Raw genomic sequence first — 13,483 nt, 5'->3', positions numbered from 1 at the left:
CCAGCGCCGCTTTCAGCTCTTTTTTCGTATAGATGTTTAGTTTCCCCTCGTAATCTTTCGTAGAATGGTACAGGTCCGAAAGCGCACGCTTCAGGTGGTACCCTGTATGTACACCACTCCAGAGGGCGTATAAAACAAAACGTTGCGCGTGTAGGCTCATGTCCTGGAAGGCTCCCGACTCCAGGAACGGGAAGTGTTTTACGTATCCTTCCGTATAATTTTCATGGTTTACACGTCGCAATAAGTATAACTGATTGTTATAAACGGCTAGGCTCTTCTCACTCAGCCCTTTTCGAATAAATTTATAGATACTATGTATGGAACAAGAAAGCTTTTCTGCCATTTCTTTCATAGAAAGAGCCACAAACCCATCCTGACACGTATACCGTGATAACAGGAAGTTAAATTGCATGCGTAGCGCACTGTATTCTTTTGTAAATTCCGGGTTGCAAAAATCACGATGAATCATACGAGTGCCTCCATTCTCTTTCTATGGCTTCTGCCGACGCGCTCATGTTGCTATCCAGGTGTGCGCGTTTCGATCGGTGGCCAACCGGTCCTCATCAGGGCAGTTTGGTTATTTCAATTAATTGTTTTACTGTAACAATCCCTTCGGGCATTCAAACTGGCGTCCCTTTACATAACCTTTCATAAAAGCATCTTTACTTCGACTTAATGTAGGGGTCTTTAACTTTCTAGGTACTAGGTTTAATCTCTCTTCCTCGGCTAAGACAACCTCATCTTTTACCAAAACAAGTCCCCAATCATTTTGTTTAACCTGCTCCTGAAATTTACTATATAAACCTGCTAAGTATCCCATCATAAATTTGTTGCGATAGCGATTATATACGGTGCGTGTTTTTATACGACTTTTGATACTTCTGCAGTACTCCTGGGCATGATATTGTAAAAAGACTTCGGCATATTGATATACCTCAATTGCAATTTCTACGTCCTCTTTCAGTCCCAGAAACATAACTCGGTTTCTAGTTCCCTCCCTTTTGATATACATGGTGCATCTAAAATTTTGAGCAATAATAAATCCAAGCTGACTTTTCCACCATGGGGTACGCCCAAACTTCGTTACGCCACTATGACTGATCTCCTTTGATTGAGCATGTTTACTTTCTATATCAGCAGCGGATATTCCATGCTGCAGCATCAACTTTTGAGCTAACAATAATGCTGTTTGTGATTCGTGAATAGAAGAGTTATCTTTAGCTAGCGCGAGGGCTTTTTGTATTTTTCTTAATACACCTTCGTTGATATCTATCCCCATAAAAATAGTTCCTTTCTAATTAGAGTGACTTCCGCTAACGTGCTCGTATTGCTATCCAGATATGCACGTTTCGGCCAATGGTCATCCGGCTCTCGTTAGGACGACCTGTTTATATCTAAGGGGAGGCATACTATTCCCCACAGTTACTTACTGCTAGTCGCTCTTTATTACAGGATTTACAGAAACTGACTCCAAGTGTAGTGGAAACATCGGCGATATTGTTGCAGCTTGGCATACTACAGGGAATTAATCCAGCCTGAAGATTAAGAGTAACAATCGCTCTTTTTAGCAACGTAACCTTTAAATAAAATTCCATCAAACATGACTTATCTTCCAACATAGCAAATGGATATTGGTCCAAAGTTTGCTCGATCTCCTTCTGTAAATGCATAAGGAGATCCTTTTGTACGACCACTTGGCCACATTCATCTAGTATTTGGTAGAAATCTTTAAATTCCAAGATAAATCCCCCCTATATTTCCTCTCTAATTAAGTTTGGCTTCTGCCGACACGCTCTTGGCTGTTATTCTAGTTGTTATGCGTGTTTCGACCGGTGGCCAACCGATTCTCATCAGGACAGGTACTATACTTTTTCTAATGCTTCAACGACTTTTTTGATTGCTGTAACCTTTTTGGCTGCTGTACATTCCATATCAACAATTCCCCTTACAATCCCCATTGCATAGGAGGAAAGCATTAAGGAATGACCATCACGTTTTCTGAAATCTTCAAGCATCTTATAATAATCCAATTTTGTTATATTCCCTTGATGTGTCATCGTCCTTCTCTCTTTCTATAATTTCAATTCTCCAAGCTGTCTGATCATGAACATATGAATCTAGAGTTTCGCAATTTATGATTCGCCATTTCTCCAGGTGACTAAGAACCCAAAACACAACCTCGCTAGCATGTCCAAACGATGAATATTTTACAGCCTTTGCCCTGTCACTTGTTTCTATTAATTTTCTACTTGGCAGATAACCCTCGACAAATTTTCCAGTTCGCATGTTCTGAATATAGTAGGGCATAGCTATGCTCCTTTCAAAATTTCAAAAACGAACTATGCTAAGTCGCCTTTTCTTTGCTATGTTCTATATTTCATTCATAGAATTGTGTTATATTTTTTTAGTGGACGTTCCGGTGGGGACCGGGACGCCCGTTTTTATTTCATAACGTTTCTTTTCTGGCCAGTCAAAACGACTGGCCCTTTTTAGTATCCGTTAAACTCAGGCATTTGGTCGAGCTGCCATTGTTGCATTGTTTTAACTTGCAATGCGTATCCCTCTCCTATAACCGGATACTCGCCATCTATCCATTCATCATGACTTTCAAACAAGGTATCTTTAAGCACCTGAGCCAATTTTTCTGCATCTTTTTCTTCGTAATCGAAGTTTCCGAGTTCAGTCATACCATATAAATCACGTGTAATTTCGAGTAGAGCATCTTCGATCTTTGTGTATGTTGGCCCCGTTCCTGCTGGTATAATTGGAGTGAATGTCCGTAATTTTTTACAATCTAGCATTTGTTTTCTTCCCTTTCGCAATAATACTGATTAACGCAAGGTTAGTCCTGCGGATCAATGATGATGATCTTATTCCCCTGCTCTTGTTGCTTCAGTAACATTTTTTTCTCCAACCTCCCCATTCCACTGCCAAATTCACTAATTTGCACCATCGGATTTAAAATTCCAGCTGTTTTAAACGTCATCCCATTTCCTAACGTTCCAATAACCACATGATTTTCATTTTTCATGGATAACTATCCCTTTCAATTTTTCGTTATATAATCTGTAATGTGAACCTACTTTTATGACTTGCAAATTCCACACTGACAACCAATTCCCATGAATTTATTGAAATCATCTTCCAATTCGTCATCCCAAATGGTTACATCGTTACTATTATTTATGCGTTCTAAAAGACCCCTCGCTTCGTGAAGTTCTCTCTGAGATTCCATGTACTTATTACGCAGAATAAAGAATTCAGCACTTACAACTTCCATCGCTTCATCCTCTCCGATTCTCCCCTCTCTGAGCGATTGAAAAATGTCTTTTACTGTAGATTGATCCATCGGTAATCCTCCCTTAAATTTTCGTTATATGGGCTGTTACAAATTACTCTGTCCAAAAAGCAATAGCCGGAAATTTTGTTACATCCTTCATCCATTCGCGTGTAGTAGTGACAAAACTAGGTTTATCAGGACACCCTTCAAGTTGAACTTTTTTATCCATTGGATATTCGCTTACATCGTATTCTTTAAATTCTTCTTCACTTATACCAGCTTCTTTTTTGAACCATTCGACCACTGATTTTTCGTCATATCCAACAACCACAGTGTAACGATCTGGACCGATAGCAAATGCCCTTAAATCTTCCATCTTTTCTGCCCTCTTTTTGCTTTTTCGTATACTTCTTTTGAATTCAACGTATAAGCCTCGTTTTTCGCTTTATCCCCGGGATACGCGCTGATCTGCACCTACTGGTCTATTTAGTGTATTGTCAGATTTAGTTTTTTCCGTTTCTCTGATAAAAGCTTCGCTTTTGCTTCCTTGCGGGCAACCGGTCTGATCGGCCTTGCTAGAAATGACACGACTATATCAGTGAACTTTATGTTTACATCCGTGTATTCGACTGTCTGGAATGGCATTGTATTCTTATACCAAACCAATTTCCCTAGAGCAATGCGCTTGAGGATATGTTCTTTCCCTGTCTTGATTCTTAATTCAAACTCCCGTAATTCATCACCCTTAGAAGTCGCTGTCTGGTATACAAAATCTTGTTCAAGATTCTGGCAGACATAGGTGATTTCTAGCCTTGAATATGTGATGTTAATATCTTGAATACCGATTATTAACCATTTCCCATCCAAAACATCCCCAATTCTAGCCGGTGGCCTATACAGCTGTGTAGTCCGCCTTATAGATACGATAAGGTCTTTCATGCCGTTCACGTACCTTTCGTAATATCGTCAAAGTATGATATTAATCTTCTAGTTTACTCATGATAGATTCATACAACTGAATATTTTCATCTGCCACATCAGCCCCATCTTGGAATGTGTCGCGCAAAACCAGTGCAAGCCACTTTTTTTCATCTATCGTAAACATAAAAATCACCCCCGTTTTTGTTATGACGCTATATTCACTCAGACACATATACATGGATTAGATTTTTTCCCAGGTATACTTTCACTAACTTTAATTGAAATGTTTTCTGTCCCCCTTTTGCTTTTTCATATACCTCTTTTGAATCCAACGTATAGGTCTCATTTTGATGCTTTAAGTAAACTAGGAACTGTTCAGGGGTGCCATAATCTATAGGAACCGGAACAGGGATATACTGCCCATTAGAAATGTTAATGTTCCCCATTGTTCCCCCCCCACTTCTCATATCAATTCCTAATCCAGATGGAGGAGTCATTTCTACATGTTTAATCTTTTCTACCGTAAATTCTGTTTTATATTCTTGTTCCGAATAAAAATTTTTAATGCTATCAGCACCCTTAAGGAGATAAGCGATACATCCAGGCAGTGCAATTATCAGAAACAAGACTATTATTCTCTTTCCCATCATGGCTCCCCGCTTAAAAATCTCTGGAAGATGTAGTTATAACAGCTCCCAGGCACTTAATGACCTTTACGCATACGTCTCATTTGCCTTTCGATTAACCTATCTAGTTCTTGACTAGCCAGGAGAACATCTGGATGTTGTAGATTAAAACCTTTCTGCCTAGCCACCTCTAGCATTTTAGAGCGTTTTTCCTCTATCTCAAGTACAAGACTCATATCAATAGACTCCTTTTTTTTCATATTCGAGCATCTGTTAACAAGGAATTTTGATTACAAAAATGGATATACAATGCATGGTCAAAATCGTGTGTTCGGGCTAAAAGCAATGGACCATTATTTCGACTGGCTGGTATATAAACTTCATACCGACCTTCCCTTTCGATTCTCACACTTCGAATCATTTCTTCCCCCCACTTTTAGGAAAGCTATATCGTTCACTCTTGTATATTTCAATCGCCTGGAACCAAGTAATAAATTTCCCATGTTCCCTGCGTTCACGGTGGTATACCTGCCAAACTTGTTTTTCCCATCTCTCGGCGTCTTTGTTCGTCCATTTGATGCCTTGTGATGCTAATTCTCCTGGTGAAAATATAATTTCTCGGTGTACTGGTTCTATCTCATTTTCCTCAAACAAATCATCGATCGTCATTTGGGTCATAAACTACACCCTTTGTCTGCTATGATGACTCCGTGTTTTCCCATTACCTAGATACCGAATTCCGCAAGACCGGCACCATTTCCGTACTGTACTTTGGCTTACACCGAACCGGGCTGCAAAGATGGGCCAAGTCATTCCATCTTCCTGCGCCACGGCCAGTAATTCGGATGTGCTCGGTATCATCATGTCCACTTACGCTCCCTTCTCCGAGCTTCAGCTAATGAGGCCAATGCAGCTTTTTGTTCCAGTAGCTCTTTATATTCGCTCATAATAACTTCCCTCTGCCATGCGATTTGTGCATCTTGACTTGTTTCATGAAATTTTTTCAACACTGGTTCCCTCCCTATGATCCGAAGTCCTGTACCGTCCCTCTTTAATTTCAGATAGGATGGTGTGAAAGCCTAATGCCGTAAATTCTTTAATCATGGCTGCCTTATCAATTTTGATCCTTAGATCATCTAACTGTAGGTGTTGTAAATCAGGGACATCTATCACAATGCGTACCAACTTTTTACTTAAAACTGCAAGTTCATGATCACGAAGCAACGGCTTAATGTATCGTTTTAGTGGCGTTCCTTCTAATTCATGAATGCAATTGTACAACTCCTCGATCGAACCGTATTTCCGGATAAGTGGAAAGGCACCTTCTTCCCCTACACCCTTCACCCCTGGAATATTATCTGAGTTCTTACCGGATTCGCCCAGGAGTGATTTGACATCGATCCATTGTCGGGGTTCAATCGAAAATTCTTTCATAAAATCAGCTTTTGTATATAACATTTTCTGCTGTTCTCTTTTGTTCTGTAGAATCGAAACGCTCTCGTTCAGTAACTGATATAAATCATGATCGGATGAAACGATATAGCAGGGATCGCCTACCTCTTCTGTCCAACGATAAGACAATGTGCCAACTAAATCGTCTGCCTCATACCCTTCCACCCTCAGTTGAGGGATTCCCATTCTTTCAAAAAGTATCTGTGCTGTCCCAAATTGTTCTTGTAAAGCTACAGGTTTCTCATCCCGTAAACCTTTATAATCCGGATACAGCTTACGCCTAAAGAGCGACTCCCTACTAACATCCCAACACATCCCTAGATGGGTGGGCTGATGATCACGTAACAACCAAAGCAGTTTTCTAGTCATGGCATACACGCCATTGGTATAAAAACCAGCTGCATTAGGTTGTACCTCGGTGTCGTTTTTGGTAGTAGCAAAATAGCCCTCACAAAGCATACTGGAAGCATCTATTAATAGGAGCTTGTATGCAGACTGACCAGGAAACTTAATCTTTCGTAATTTCTCTATCGTCATAATGTGCTCGGTCCGTTCGATAGAAAGTACACCATCTTGAAACGTAATACTCTTGACCGGGTACCAGCCCTTTTGTAATAACCAAGGGGAGAGCTTCCGAATAAGCCCTCTTAATTGTTGAATCACAAAGGCTACACTACTGTTTTCCGTTAACAGGCAAGTAGCTATTAGCCCCTCTTGTTTGGCTTCCGTTAATCCGTTATAATTAACTCCAGTGATTTTTTCTGAGACCTTGAGCTGCAGCTGAAAATCGTTCCCTAAAACGATTTTTTCGATGGCTGCGTTCGGGTCTTTTCTTTTTAATTGGGACAATAGACTTTCAATACCAAAAATAACGTTTCGAATGTTGCAACGCTGGGACTCCGGATTCGAAAAAAGTACATGGCATGTATTTTTCATCTACTTTTCCTCTTACGTCCGGCTCTACTCCATCGAGGCCCCGGATTGGCTAATATGCAGCCAACCGGGGACACCTGCTCGTGTCCTTCTAGGGAATCTACGATATCCTCCCAGCGTTCATTTGGACCAGTTACGATAACAACCTGCATCATTTGGTTTCCTTGACGTTCCAAGGTTTCAATCATATAGCTCAATTTCTATCCTCCCTGGTTTAATAATACGTAGCGATTCAGCTAAACGAAGAAGAGCTGCTCCTTTTACCTTATAGAATTTTCTATGTTCAAATGGCACCAATGGAATTACGTGTATATCTGATAAAGGCTTTTTACTAGAAAAATACTTTTTTTCAATAACGAGCCTCTGCTCTTCATCCAGTTGTTCTAATGCCCTATACATCGGTTCGCATTGAATATGCCAATCTTCTAACTCGATTTTCCACTGCTCTTCGATCTGATCTGCCCGAATGATCAATCGCTCAGACATGCTCTGATTACTACGTCCACCACCTACTCCCCCGTAACTTGCAACACAACTAGCACTCGGAATAATAATTTGTACCCCTTGTTTAAGTTTCTGCTCTAACTCTTTAATATGTTGTAAATGGGTATAGTGATCTCGGAGTTTTCTTTCTACAAGGGCAACATACGTTTCAGGAGCTGGTTTATCCATTCCTGGAAAGCGAATCTGTTCAGCAATAAGATGATCTAATTGCTGACTAACTAAGTACGAATGAATAAGATCGCTCTCTTCTTTTAGTAGTTCGTATCCTTGTCCAAGCTCTGAAGTACAATAAATCTCTTCCTTTTTTCGCATTGTACGGGTAATAGAGTGATATCGTTTAACCAGCATGTCCGGAGGATATAACTCGATATTCTCGGGCGTAACTACGAATGATTTGCCCATGGACATACTACTCCTTATTCATTTTTTAATAGATAGGGAATTTTGAAATAGTCTAAGGTGAAAGTTCATAGGTGAATGGTTTGAAAAAGTGGTGAAATAGCTTGATTTCTATTGATTTTATAGGTGGGGAACAAATATACTGAGGATAGGTGGGTGTCAGTATATCTGGCCCCTGAACTCATCAGTTCGCCAAAACTGATGAGTTCTTTTTTTTGTTTCCTATACTATCAAGCAATTTTTGGTTCTTCTTCATCCTCAAGCAATTGATTTAATGTTATACCAAAAGCATCAGCAAGCTTTTGAAGATGATTTAGAGAAGCCCCATTTTTGCTGTTGTCATTTTCTAGTCTACTAATTGTTGTTTGAGGTACCCCTGATCTTGACTCCAGCTCCTTTTGTGACCAATTTTTTCGTTCGCGTAATCCTCTAATTCTCTTTCCAATCAATGGTATCACCTCACTTTATTTATATTCTACTCAAAATTGAATAAAAAACAAGTTTTTTTGTTCTAATATTCATAATCAGAATTAACAATACTTCTGCATGATAGAATGATATCCAAAAATGGATAACTAGTTGAAGGTGAATATGGATATTGGAAATCGACTGAAACAAATACGGATTCATAAAGGGTTATCAGGAGAGGCACTAGAACTTTTGTCGGGTGTTAGTCAGTCTACTATCAGTCGTATTGAACTTAATAAAACTTCTCCCAGCATAGCAACCCTTGAACAGTTATGTAATGCACTTGAAATTAATATAAGAGATTTATTAGATGATGAGGAGTTATCTCCCGAGATAATAAAACTAATATCAATTTCAAAAAAATTAAATAAAAAAGACCTAATTCGTTTTAATGAATTAATCAACAAATTCAATGAATTTATTGAACAACTTAATTCATGGAGATAGGTTTTACTTTAATTTTGTCATTTAATTTATTTAAAAACAGTATAAATCACTATCAGCAAAACCCTTAAACTATGAATTTAAACCCATCTAACTTTTTAATTCCTTTACTATCAACTTGTGAGGTAATTAACCCCTTGGATTAATGAACAAAGGGAAGTATTAACGGATTATCACTTCCGAAAAATTCCATGCGGAACAAAATAAGAACGTAGGTTCTACAAAAATTCTAAGCCACTTCCCTTCTTTTTGTCAATGACATGAGCAATTAGATACATAATGATCTAGTCTAGATATCCTGAGTGACATTAAATTTACTAAACCCCTTCTTCCCTCTTAAATTCCTATATTATGTAAGTGTAAGTCTAATGTACCCCTCATTTCCAAATACCGTCAAACATTTTTCGTCGCAGATGAACACCGTTTCATACGTAATGAATACTATTCATTCTTTCTATCCATTGATACATCTCATTTTTTCATCCCAAATGAATACCTATTCATTTTTATAGGTTTTTTTTCGCCTGCCGTCATAAGTTGATATTTTCTGAAATAACCATTACATTTTTCATAAGAGCTACCAAAAATTATGAAAAGGAGATGCCGAAACGCCCATTCAATGCTGCGATTCGCATAAACATATGGACCTAATACTTGTACACGCCCTACTATTTTTCATTGAAGAGATTTCTTTTTTACTCTTTCCACTCATTCTGTTCCGGTTTCCTATTCGGGAAAGAATATTTCATATAACTGGAATTGCTTTCTCTATCGTTCTTGTTTCTTTCGTAGTTCGTATGTTTCTGAATAATTCCTATTCTGTATTTGTACTCGTTATTTTTGTTTTGCTTATTCTCTATTTTTACACTCGAAATTACATAACTGCGATTGTAATCACAGCAACCGGCTATATCTTACACACGACCATTACGGCATTGATGGTCGGTACGCTGATGTTGATCTCAAAACAATCCGTTTCTACCGTAGTGGCCACCCCACTGTACCAATTCGTAATTCCAGGAATGACTTCCGTCATCATGCTACTATGCAGTTTGATTGTGTACCGTAAAAATTGGCAACTGAATATTCCCAGTGGCAAGACACCCCTGGGTAAGCAAACCCAAAATCTAATGGCTGCTTTTTCAGTAGCTGGCCTTGTCATGATGTGCCAAACGATTACCGTCTTTTTTGTGCCCGACGATAAAACATATATCTACCCTGTTCTGTTTCTCGGCATTATCGGTCTGTTTCTCATGTTCTTTCTGATTTTGCGCAATGTAAAAATCATGCAGAGGCAAGAAAAGCTTGAGGAAGAGAAAATGGTGCTGGAAAACTTACGTAGCCATTCGGATGAAATCATCTCAATTACCAAGGACTTCCGTTCTCAGATGGAGACGATCCGACAATTAACAATGTTTCAAAGTAAAGAATCTATCCTCGTTTATCTTGAGCACTTATTGGAGGAGCGAACCTTTATCCAATCGTCTATCGAGATTCATGAGCCAATTTTACAGGCCTTTCTGCAAAAAGAACGACATATTATGCAATCGTTTGGGATCGCATTATTAATTAAGTGTGAAGGTCACTATTACACCCCGGCTTCTATTAGCGCGTATCAGTTAATTCGGATACTGAAGGAGCTTCTCAACTCTACTGTTGATGCCCTTAAACAAGAGGATGTAAAAACTCTTATCCTTTCTATCAAATCGACCAGTGAAGAAATTAGTTTTGAAGTTCACTGCGACATGCTATACGAACCCCTATTGTCTCCAAACATCGGGACATATGGGGGGAAGACATCTATTTCTAGAAACGAAACAATCAAACATACAAAGGTGACAATTACATTTCCGAGGTATTGAAGATGGAAAAAATAGCAGAAAAGATGGCCATTATTATTAAACAAAAATCGGACCACCCTTCTTCTGTTGCCGTATTAAAATTTGCATTAGAAGGAATCCTGAATACCCTTGTCACACTTGCCCTTCTCTTCCTGGTAGCTGCACTTCTAGGGAAAGTGGAAACAGTTTTAACCATGGCCATGGCATTTGGTATTCTACGTTTATTTACAGGAGGGGCACACCTTAGTACGGGATGGAGCTGCGCTATTGTATCAACCGTTTTTTTTATAGTGACAAGCTTTATACCTGTTACCCAGGTAATGGCCTATTTTTGTATAGCAGCTTGTTTAGTGATCTTGGTATGGAAGCCCTACTATTTAGAACCACATCAATCATCAAGGGCGCTACAGTACCGGAAGAAATATCAATGTTTAGCGTTTTTATGTATTGCGTTCGGATTTTTACTTACGTATAGTCAAAATAGTAATACTTTTTCCTTTGGCCTTTTCCTCCAATCATTAACGGTCACTCCATGGGGAGTCTCAATAATCCATACGATAAACCGTTTACTTGAGAGGGGGTGAACATCATGACTAAATTTTTTTATGGAATTGCTTCTTCGTTGACTGTATTGGCTGCTTTCATCATTACACCATACTCACTTTCGTTTTTTCACGCGCCAACAGTACCGGAAGAACTGAAATAGTAGGAGGTTTCCATGGAAAGGTGCAGTGATTTTCCAATGAACATTCTCATATGCGAAGACGATATATATCAACGTGAATTTTTGGCAGACATGCTCCGCAATCGTGAGTTTGTACACTCGGTTGAGACGGCTACGAACGGTGAAGAATTAATCCAGGTCGTTCTTGCCAATCCGGAAATCTCTGCCCTTTTCATTGATTATCAGTTGGATGGACGAATGACTGGATTGGATGCGTATATGATTCTCCAGCAAAGGGGGCATACACTTCCAGCCGTTCTCATTACAGGAGAAAAACTTGACGCAAATCGTACATATGATTTAGGGATTCTTGATGTTGTCGAGAAGCCATATACACCTTATCGCATCCAAAAAGCTTTTGAGAAACTTCATGCCTATCTATCCTATTCGCACTTTAGTAGAAATGGGGGCCTATATGTTCCTATCCATGATCAAGAGATTCGTATGCTTATGCCAAGTGACATCCTTTTTTTTGAAGCAGAATCCAAAATTGTCAAAGTTCATACGCTTGATGGCGTATTAAAAACAAAAATACCATTGAAGCTATACGAAAAGTATTTACAACATACGAGTTTCTTTTACTCTCATCGTGCATTCCTCGTTAATGTAAAAAAAATTCACTATATTGAGGGAAATAAAATTCACTTTCGAGACACAAATCATGTAGCTCAAGTCACGGATGAAAAACAGCTTGATGTCCGGAACCTATGGCGAAAATTTAGTATTTTGTGAGTGAGTCATGTACATTTACATGGCTTTTTTATGTATAAAGAGAGATGGAGAATCATAGACTCATAATAACTCCCTATTCTTTAACCCCAGTTCTTTAAAACCCATTAGGGAATTTTATGAACGCCGCAATCCCTTGAGGCTCAAGCCTTCCAGCCCTCACCCAAACAGAAAACACATCGTAAAAACAGGAAATCACATGCATATATCCATTTTTCACATGATATAAAATATAATTCACAGCCACTTTAACTAGAATCCACAGAAAAAATAATACTAATAAAGGTAAAATAGTATATTCTTGTAACTTTATATAACTGCAGCTATGCTCATTTATCGATTGATACCAGGTCTTTTTCTCATTACTGGATGATCTGCTCCGCCGGATATTAAATTTAAAGAAAAAAGACACGCCAAAAACCGGCCGATTCCATAGGAAATCCGTCGGTGGTCAGGATAAGTATAAAATTGGGTTATGTATGATTCGACTATTCGCCCGCATCATCGGCTTCCAGCCAATTATAGAAAGGGAATTCGTCTATAGTTGGTAGGACTTGGCCTGTGCCGGGCAAAACAGCCGGTTGCTTTTGCTTATGGGTGATCCATCCGATCGCCAGCTGCAGCTGCTCTACCCTTCTACGGAACCAGGAAGCCCACTGTTCGGCTGTAGAAGCTTCTGGCGTATCTTGCTTTACTGGCAGGAACTGCGTCGTTGACAGGGCATTTTTAGCCGCCATAAGCTGCTTCTGGAGAAACGGCAACGCCTTCTCTACCAACTCGTCCAAGATGCTACGGAAATAGCGACCGATCTCCCCTTCTTTTGTTAGCTCTTTATACAAAAGTTTGTAGGAGTTAGCCAACTTTTCAAGTGCTTGGACAAACATTTCTTTGCCCGCTTCGGCAAACCGGTTAATGTACTCACTTTTCATTTTGAGTAAATCCCGGCGTGCTGCTTTTGGTACCAGGTCTTCGACATCGAGCTTCACCAGCTGCTCATCCAGCCATTCGTACTCCCCTACATTTTCAAGTGCCAGTTGGTGGGCATACTCCTCCTGTAGCCCATATACAGTGACTTTCTCAATGCCACGTACCGTAGTGATTTCCAACCTTAAAAACGTCGCTGCTCCTTCCAGCGCCGCTTTCAGCTCTTTTTTCGTATAGA

24 protein-coding genes are annotated in these 13,483 nt (G+C 39.4%); 5 read left to right on the top strand and 19 right to left on the bottom strand.

What is annotated here, in order from left to right; genetic code table 11:
• From HMPREF0083_RS28855 to HMPREF0083_RS22040, 18 genes are all read right to left on the bottom strand, one after another.
• Positions 1 to 469: hypothetical protein (locus HMPREF0083_RS28855; protein ID WP_021624077.1), on the bottom strand; the 469-nt coding region annotated here is incomplete at its 3' end.
• A 126-nt stretch (positions 470 to 595) separates the two neighbouring features.
• A complete protein-coding gene (locus HMPREF0083_RS22105; protein ID WP_021624076.1) occupies positions 596 to 1,279 on the bottom strand; it encodes a DUF2786 domain-containing protein in 684 nt (227 codons plus the stop codon).
• 130 nt (positions 1,280 to 1,409) lie between these two features.
• A complete protein-coding gene (locus HMPREF0083_RS22100) occupies positions 1,410 to 1,739 on the bottom strand; it encodes a hypothetical protein (protein ID WP_021624075.1) in 330 nt (109 codons plus the stop codon).
• 123 nt (positions 1,740 to 1,862) lie between these two features.
• Complete coding sequence (locus tag HMPREF0083_RS28405; protein ID WP_148316042.1) at positions 1,863 to 2,057, bottom strand: hypothetical protein; 195 nt, start codon at positions 2,055 to 2,057, stop codon at positions 1,863 to 1,865.
• Positions 2,058 to 2,489: 432 nt separating this feature from the next.
• Complete coding sequence (locus HMPREF0083_RS22090; protein ID WP_021624072.1) at positions 2,490 to 2,801, bottom strand: hypothetical protein; 312 nt, start codon at positions 2,799 to 2,801, stop codon at positions 2,490 to 2,492.
• 41 nt (positions 2,802 to 2,842) lie between these two features.
• Positions 2,843 to 3,031, bottom strand: a complete 189-nt coding sequence (locus HMPREF0083_RS22085; RefSeq protein ID WP_021624071.1) for a hypothetical protein — start codon at positions 3,029 to 3,031, stop codon at positions 2,843 to 2,845.
• 54 nt (positions 3,032 to 3,085) lie between these two features.
• Positions 3,086 to 3,349 (bottom strand): hypothetical protein, encoded by a 264-nt coding sequence (locus HMPREF0083_RS22080; protein WP_021624070.1) that lies wholly within the window; start codon positions 3,347 to 3,349, stop codon positions 3,086 to 3,088.
• 43 nt (positions 3,350 to 3,392) lie between these two features.
• Positions 3,393 to 3,656: a hypothetical protein gene (locus HMPREF0083_RS22075; RefSeq protein WP_021624069.1), complete on the bottom strand. Its 264-nt coding sequence runs from the start codon at positions 3,654 to 3,656 to the stop codon at positions 3,393 to 3,395.
• Positions 3,657 to 3,766: 110 nt separating this feature from the next.
• Positions 3,767 to 4,147 carry a hypothetical protein gene (locus HMPREF0083_RS22070; protein WP_167331599.1) on the bottom strand — a complete coding sequence of 127 codons (381 nt, stop codon included), beginning with the start codon at positions 4,145 to 4,147 and terminating at the stop codon, positions 3,767 to 3,769.
• A 112-nt stretch (positions 4,148 to 4,259) separates the two neighbouring features.
• Positions 4,260 to 4,385, bottom strand: a complete 126-nt coding sequence (locus tag HMPREF0083_RS29855) for a hypothetical protein (RefSeq protein ID WP_262360698.1) — start codon at positions 4,383 to 4,385, stop codon at positions 4,260 to 4,262.
• Between the two features lie 34 nt (positions 4,386 to 4,419).
• Positions 4,420 to 4,851, bottom strand: coding sequence for a hypothetical protein (locus tag HMPREF0083_RS22065; RefSeq protein ID WP_021624066.1), 432 nt, complete (start codon positions 4,849 to 4,851; stop codon positions 4,420 to 4,422).
• Between the two features lie 53 nt (positions 4,852 to 4,904).
• Positions 4,905 to 5,063 (bottom strand): aspartyl-phosphate phosphatase Spo0E family protein, encoded by a 159-nt coding sequence (locus tag HMPREF0083_RS27550; protein WP_148316040.1) that lies wholly within the window; start codon positions 5,061 to 5,063, stop codon positions 4,905 to 4,907.
• A 181-nt stretch (positions 5,064 to 5,244) separates the two neighbouring features.
• Entirely contained in the window at positions 5,245 to 5,505 is a 261-nt protein-coding gene (locus HMPREF0083_RS22060; RefSeq protein ID WP_021624064.1) for a hypothetical protein, read from the bottom strand.
• Between the two features lie 182 nt (positions 5,506 to 5,687).
• Positions 5,688 to 5,834 carry a hypothetical protein gene (locus tag HMPREF0083_RS28395; protein WP_167331598.1) on the bottom strand — a complete coding sequence of 49 codons (147 nt, stop codon included), beginning with the start codon at positions 5,832 to 5,834 and terminating at the stop codon, positions 5,688 to 5,690.
• Positions 5,818 to 7,215, bottom strand: coding sequence for a 5'-3' exonuclease (locus HMPREF0083_RS26635; protein ID WP_021624061.1), 1,398 nt, complete (start codon positions 7,213 to 7,215; stop codon positions 5,818 to 5,820). The genes HMPREF0083_RS28395 and HMPREF0083_RS26635 overlap by 17 nt, the downstream gene beginning before the upstream one ends.
• Positions 7,212 to 7,409 (bottom strand): hypothetical protein, encoded by a 198-nt coding sequence (locus HMPREF0083_RS22050; RefSeq protein ID WP_040304453.1) that lies wholly within the window; start codon positions 7,407 to 7,409, stop codon positions 7,212 to 7,214. Before HMPREF0083_RS22050 ends, HMPREF0083_RS26635 begins: the two co-directional genes overlap by 4 nt.
• Positions 7,393 to 8,118 carry an ArpU family phage packaging/lysis transcriptional regulator gene (locus HMPREF0083_RS22045; protein WP_021624059.1) on the bottom strand — a complete coding sequence of 242 codons (726 nt, stop codon included), beginning with the start codon at positions 8,116 to 8,118 and terminating at the stop codon, positions 7,393 to 7,395. The genes HMPREF0083_RS22050 and HMPREF0083_RS22045 overlap by 17 nt, the downstream gene beginning before the upstream one ends.
• Before the next feature lie 227 nt (positions 8,119 to 8,345).
• Positions 8,346 to 8,564 (bottom strand): helix-turn-helix domain-containing protein, encoded by a 219-nt coding sequence (locus HMPREF0083_RS22040; RefSeq protein WP_051354758.1) that lies wholly within the window; start codon positions 8,562 to 8,564, stop codon positions 8,346 to 8,348.
• A gap of 142 nt (positions 8,565 to 8,706) precedes the next feature.
• On the opposite strand from HMPREF0083_RS22040, the gene HMPREF0083_RS22035 reads away from it, so the two are divergent.
• The 5 genes from HMPREF0083_RS22035 (at position 8,707) to HMPREF0083_RS22020 (ending at position 12,324) form a co-directional block, all read left to right on the top strand.
• Entirely contained in the window at positions 8,707 to 9,030 is a 324-nt protein-coding gene (locus HMPREF0083_RS22035) for a helix-turn-helix domain-containing protein (RefSeq protein WP_021624057.1), read from the top strand.
• A gap of 794 nt (positions 9,031 to 9,824) precedes the next feature.
• Positions 9,825 to 10,889 carry a hypothetical protein gene (locus HMPREF0083_RS22030; protein WP_167331597.1) on the top strand — a complete coding sequence of 355 codons (1,065 nt, stop codon included), beginning with the start codon at positions 9,825 to 9,827 and terminating at the stop codon, positions 10,887 to 10,889.
• Between the two features lie 2 nt (positions 10,890 to 10,891).
• On the top strand, positions 10,892 to 11,452 hold the full coding sequence (locus HMPREF0083_RS22025; protein ID WP_021624055.1) for an accessory gene regulator ArgB-like protein: 561 nt from the start codon (positions 10,892 to 10,894) through the stop codon (positions 11,450 to 11,452).
• A 5-nt stretch (positions 11,453 to 11,457) separates the two neighbouring features.
• Positions 11,458 to 11,574: a cyclic lactone autoinducer peptide gene (locus HMPREF0083_RS27545; RefSeq protein WP_081696155.1), complete on the top strand. Its 117-nt coding sequence runs from the start codon at positions 11,458 to 11,460 to the stop codon at positions 11,572 to 11,574.
• 12 nt (positions 11,575 to 11,586) lie between these two features.
• Positions 11,587 to 12,324 (top strand): LytR/AlgR family response regulator transcription factor, encoded by a 738-nt coding sequence (locus HMPREF0083_RS22020; protein ID WP_021624054.1) that lies wholly within the window; start codon positions 11,587 to 11,589, stop codon positions 12,322 to 12,324.
• A gap of 485 nt (positions 12,325 to 12,809) precedes the next feature.
• Here HMPREF0083_RS22020 and HMPREF0083_RS22015 read toward each other — a convergent pair.
• On the bottom strand, positions 12,810 to 13,483 hold a 674-nt coding region (locus HMPREF0083_RS22015), incomplete at its 5' end, for a hypothetical protein (protein WP_021624052.1).

Origin of the sequence: Aneurinibacillus aneurinilyticus ATCC 12856 (genome assembly GCF_000466385.1) — a bacterium.
Taxonomy (GTDB): domain Bacteria; phylum Bacillota; class Bacilli; order Aneurinibacillales; family Aneurinibacillaceae; genus Aneurinibacillus; species Aneurinibacillus aneurinilyticus.
Note: the sequence above shows the minus strand (reverse complement) of the source record. Positions and strands in the feature narration are given on the sequence as shown.

Bases quoted from the DNA above. Each gene is read 5' to 3' on its own strand.
- HMPREF0083_RS22105 (WP_021624076.1), bottom strand. From the start codon at position 1,279: ATGGGGATAGATATCAACGAAGGTGTATTAAGAAAAATACAAAAAGCC.
- HMPREF0083_RS28405 (WP_148316042.1), bottom strand. From the start codon at position 2,057: ATGACACATCAAGGGAATATAACAAAATTGGATTATTATAAGATGCTT.
- HMPREF0083_RS22090 (WP_021624072.1), bottom strand. From the start codon at position 2,801: ATGCTAGATTGTAAAAAATTACGGACATTCACTCCAATTATACCAGCA.
- HMPREF0083_RS22085 (WP_021624071.1), bottom strand. From the start codon at position 3,031: ATGAAAAATGAAAATCATGTGGTTATTGGAACGTTAGGAAATGGGATG.
- HMPREF0083_RS22080 (WP_021624070.1), bottom strand. From the start codon at position 3,349: ATGGATCAATCTACAGTAAAAGACATTTTTCAATCGCTCAGAGAGGGG.
- HMPREF0083_RS22075 (WP_021624069.1), bottom strand. From the start codon at position 3,656: ATGGAAGATTTAAGGGCATTTGCTATCGGTCCAGATCGTTACACTGTG.
- HMPREF0083_RS29855 (WP_262360698.1), bottom strand. From the start codon at position 4,385: ATGTTTACGATAGATGAAAAAAAGTGGCTTGCACTGGTTTTGCGCGAC.
- HMPREF0083_RS22065 (WP_021624066.1), bottom strand. From the start codon at position 4,851: ATGATGGGAAAGAGAATAATAGTCTTGTTTCTGATAATTGCACTGCCT.
- HMPREF0083_RS27550 (WP_148316040.1), bottom strand. From the start codon at position 5,063: ATGAGTCTTGTACTTGAGATAGAGGAAAAACGCTCTAAAATGCTAGAG.
- HMPREF0083_RS22060 (WP_021624064.1), bottom strand. From the start codon at position 5,505: ATGACCCAAATGACGATCGATGATTTGTTTGAGGAAAATGAGATAGAA.
- HMPREF0083_RS26635 (WP_021624061.1), bottom strand. From the start codon at position 7,215: ATGAAAAATACATGCCATGTACTTTTTTCGAATCCGGAGTCCCAGCGT.
- HMPREF0083_RS22045 (WP_021624059.1), bottom strand. From the start codon at position 8,118: ATGGGCAAATCATTCGTAGTTACGCCCGAGAATATCGAGTTATATCCT.
- HMPREF0083_RS22035 (WP_021624057.1), top strand. From the start codon at position 8,707: ATGGATATTGGAAATCGACTGAAACAAATACGGATTCATAAAGGGTTA.
- HMPREF0083_RS22030 (WP_167331597.1), top strand. From the start codon at position 9,825: ATGTTTCTGAATAATTCCTATTCTGTATTTGTACTCGTTATTTTTGTT.
- HMPREF0083_RS22025 (WP_021624055.1), top strand. From the start codon at position 10,892: ATGGAAAAAATAGCAGAAAAGATGGCCATTATTATTAAACAAAAATCG.
- HMPREF0083_RS27545 (WP_081696155.1), top strand. From the start codon at position 11,458: ATGACTAAATTTTTTTATGGAATTGCTTCTTCGTTGACTGTATTGGCT.
- HMPREF0083_RS22020 (WP_021624054.1), top strand. From the start codon at position 11,587: ATGGAAAGGTGCAGTGATTTTCCAATGAACATTCTCATATGCGAAGAC.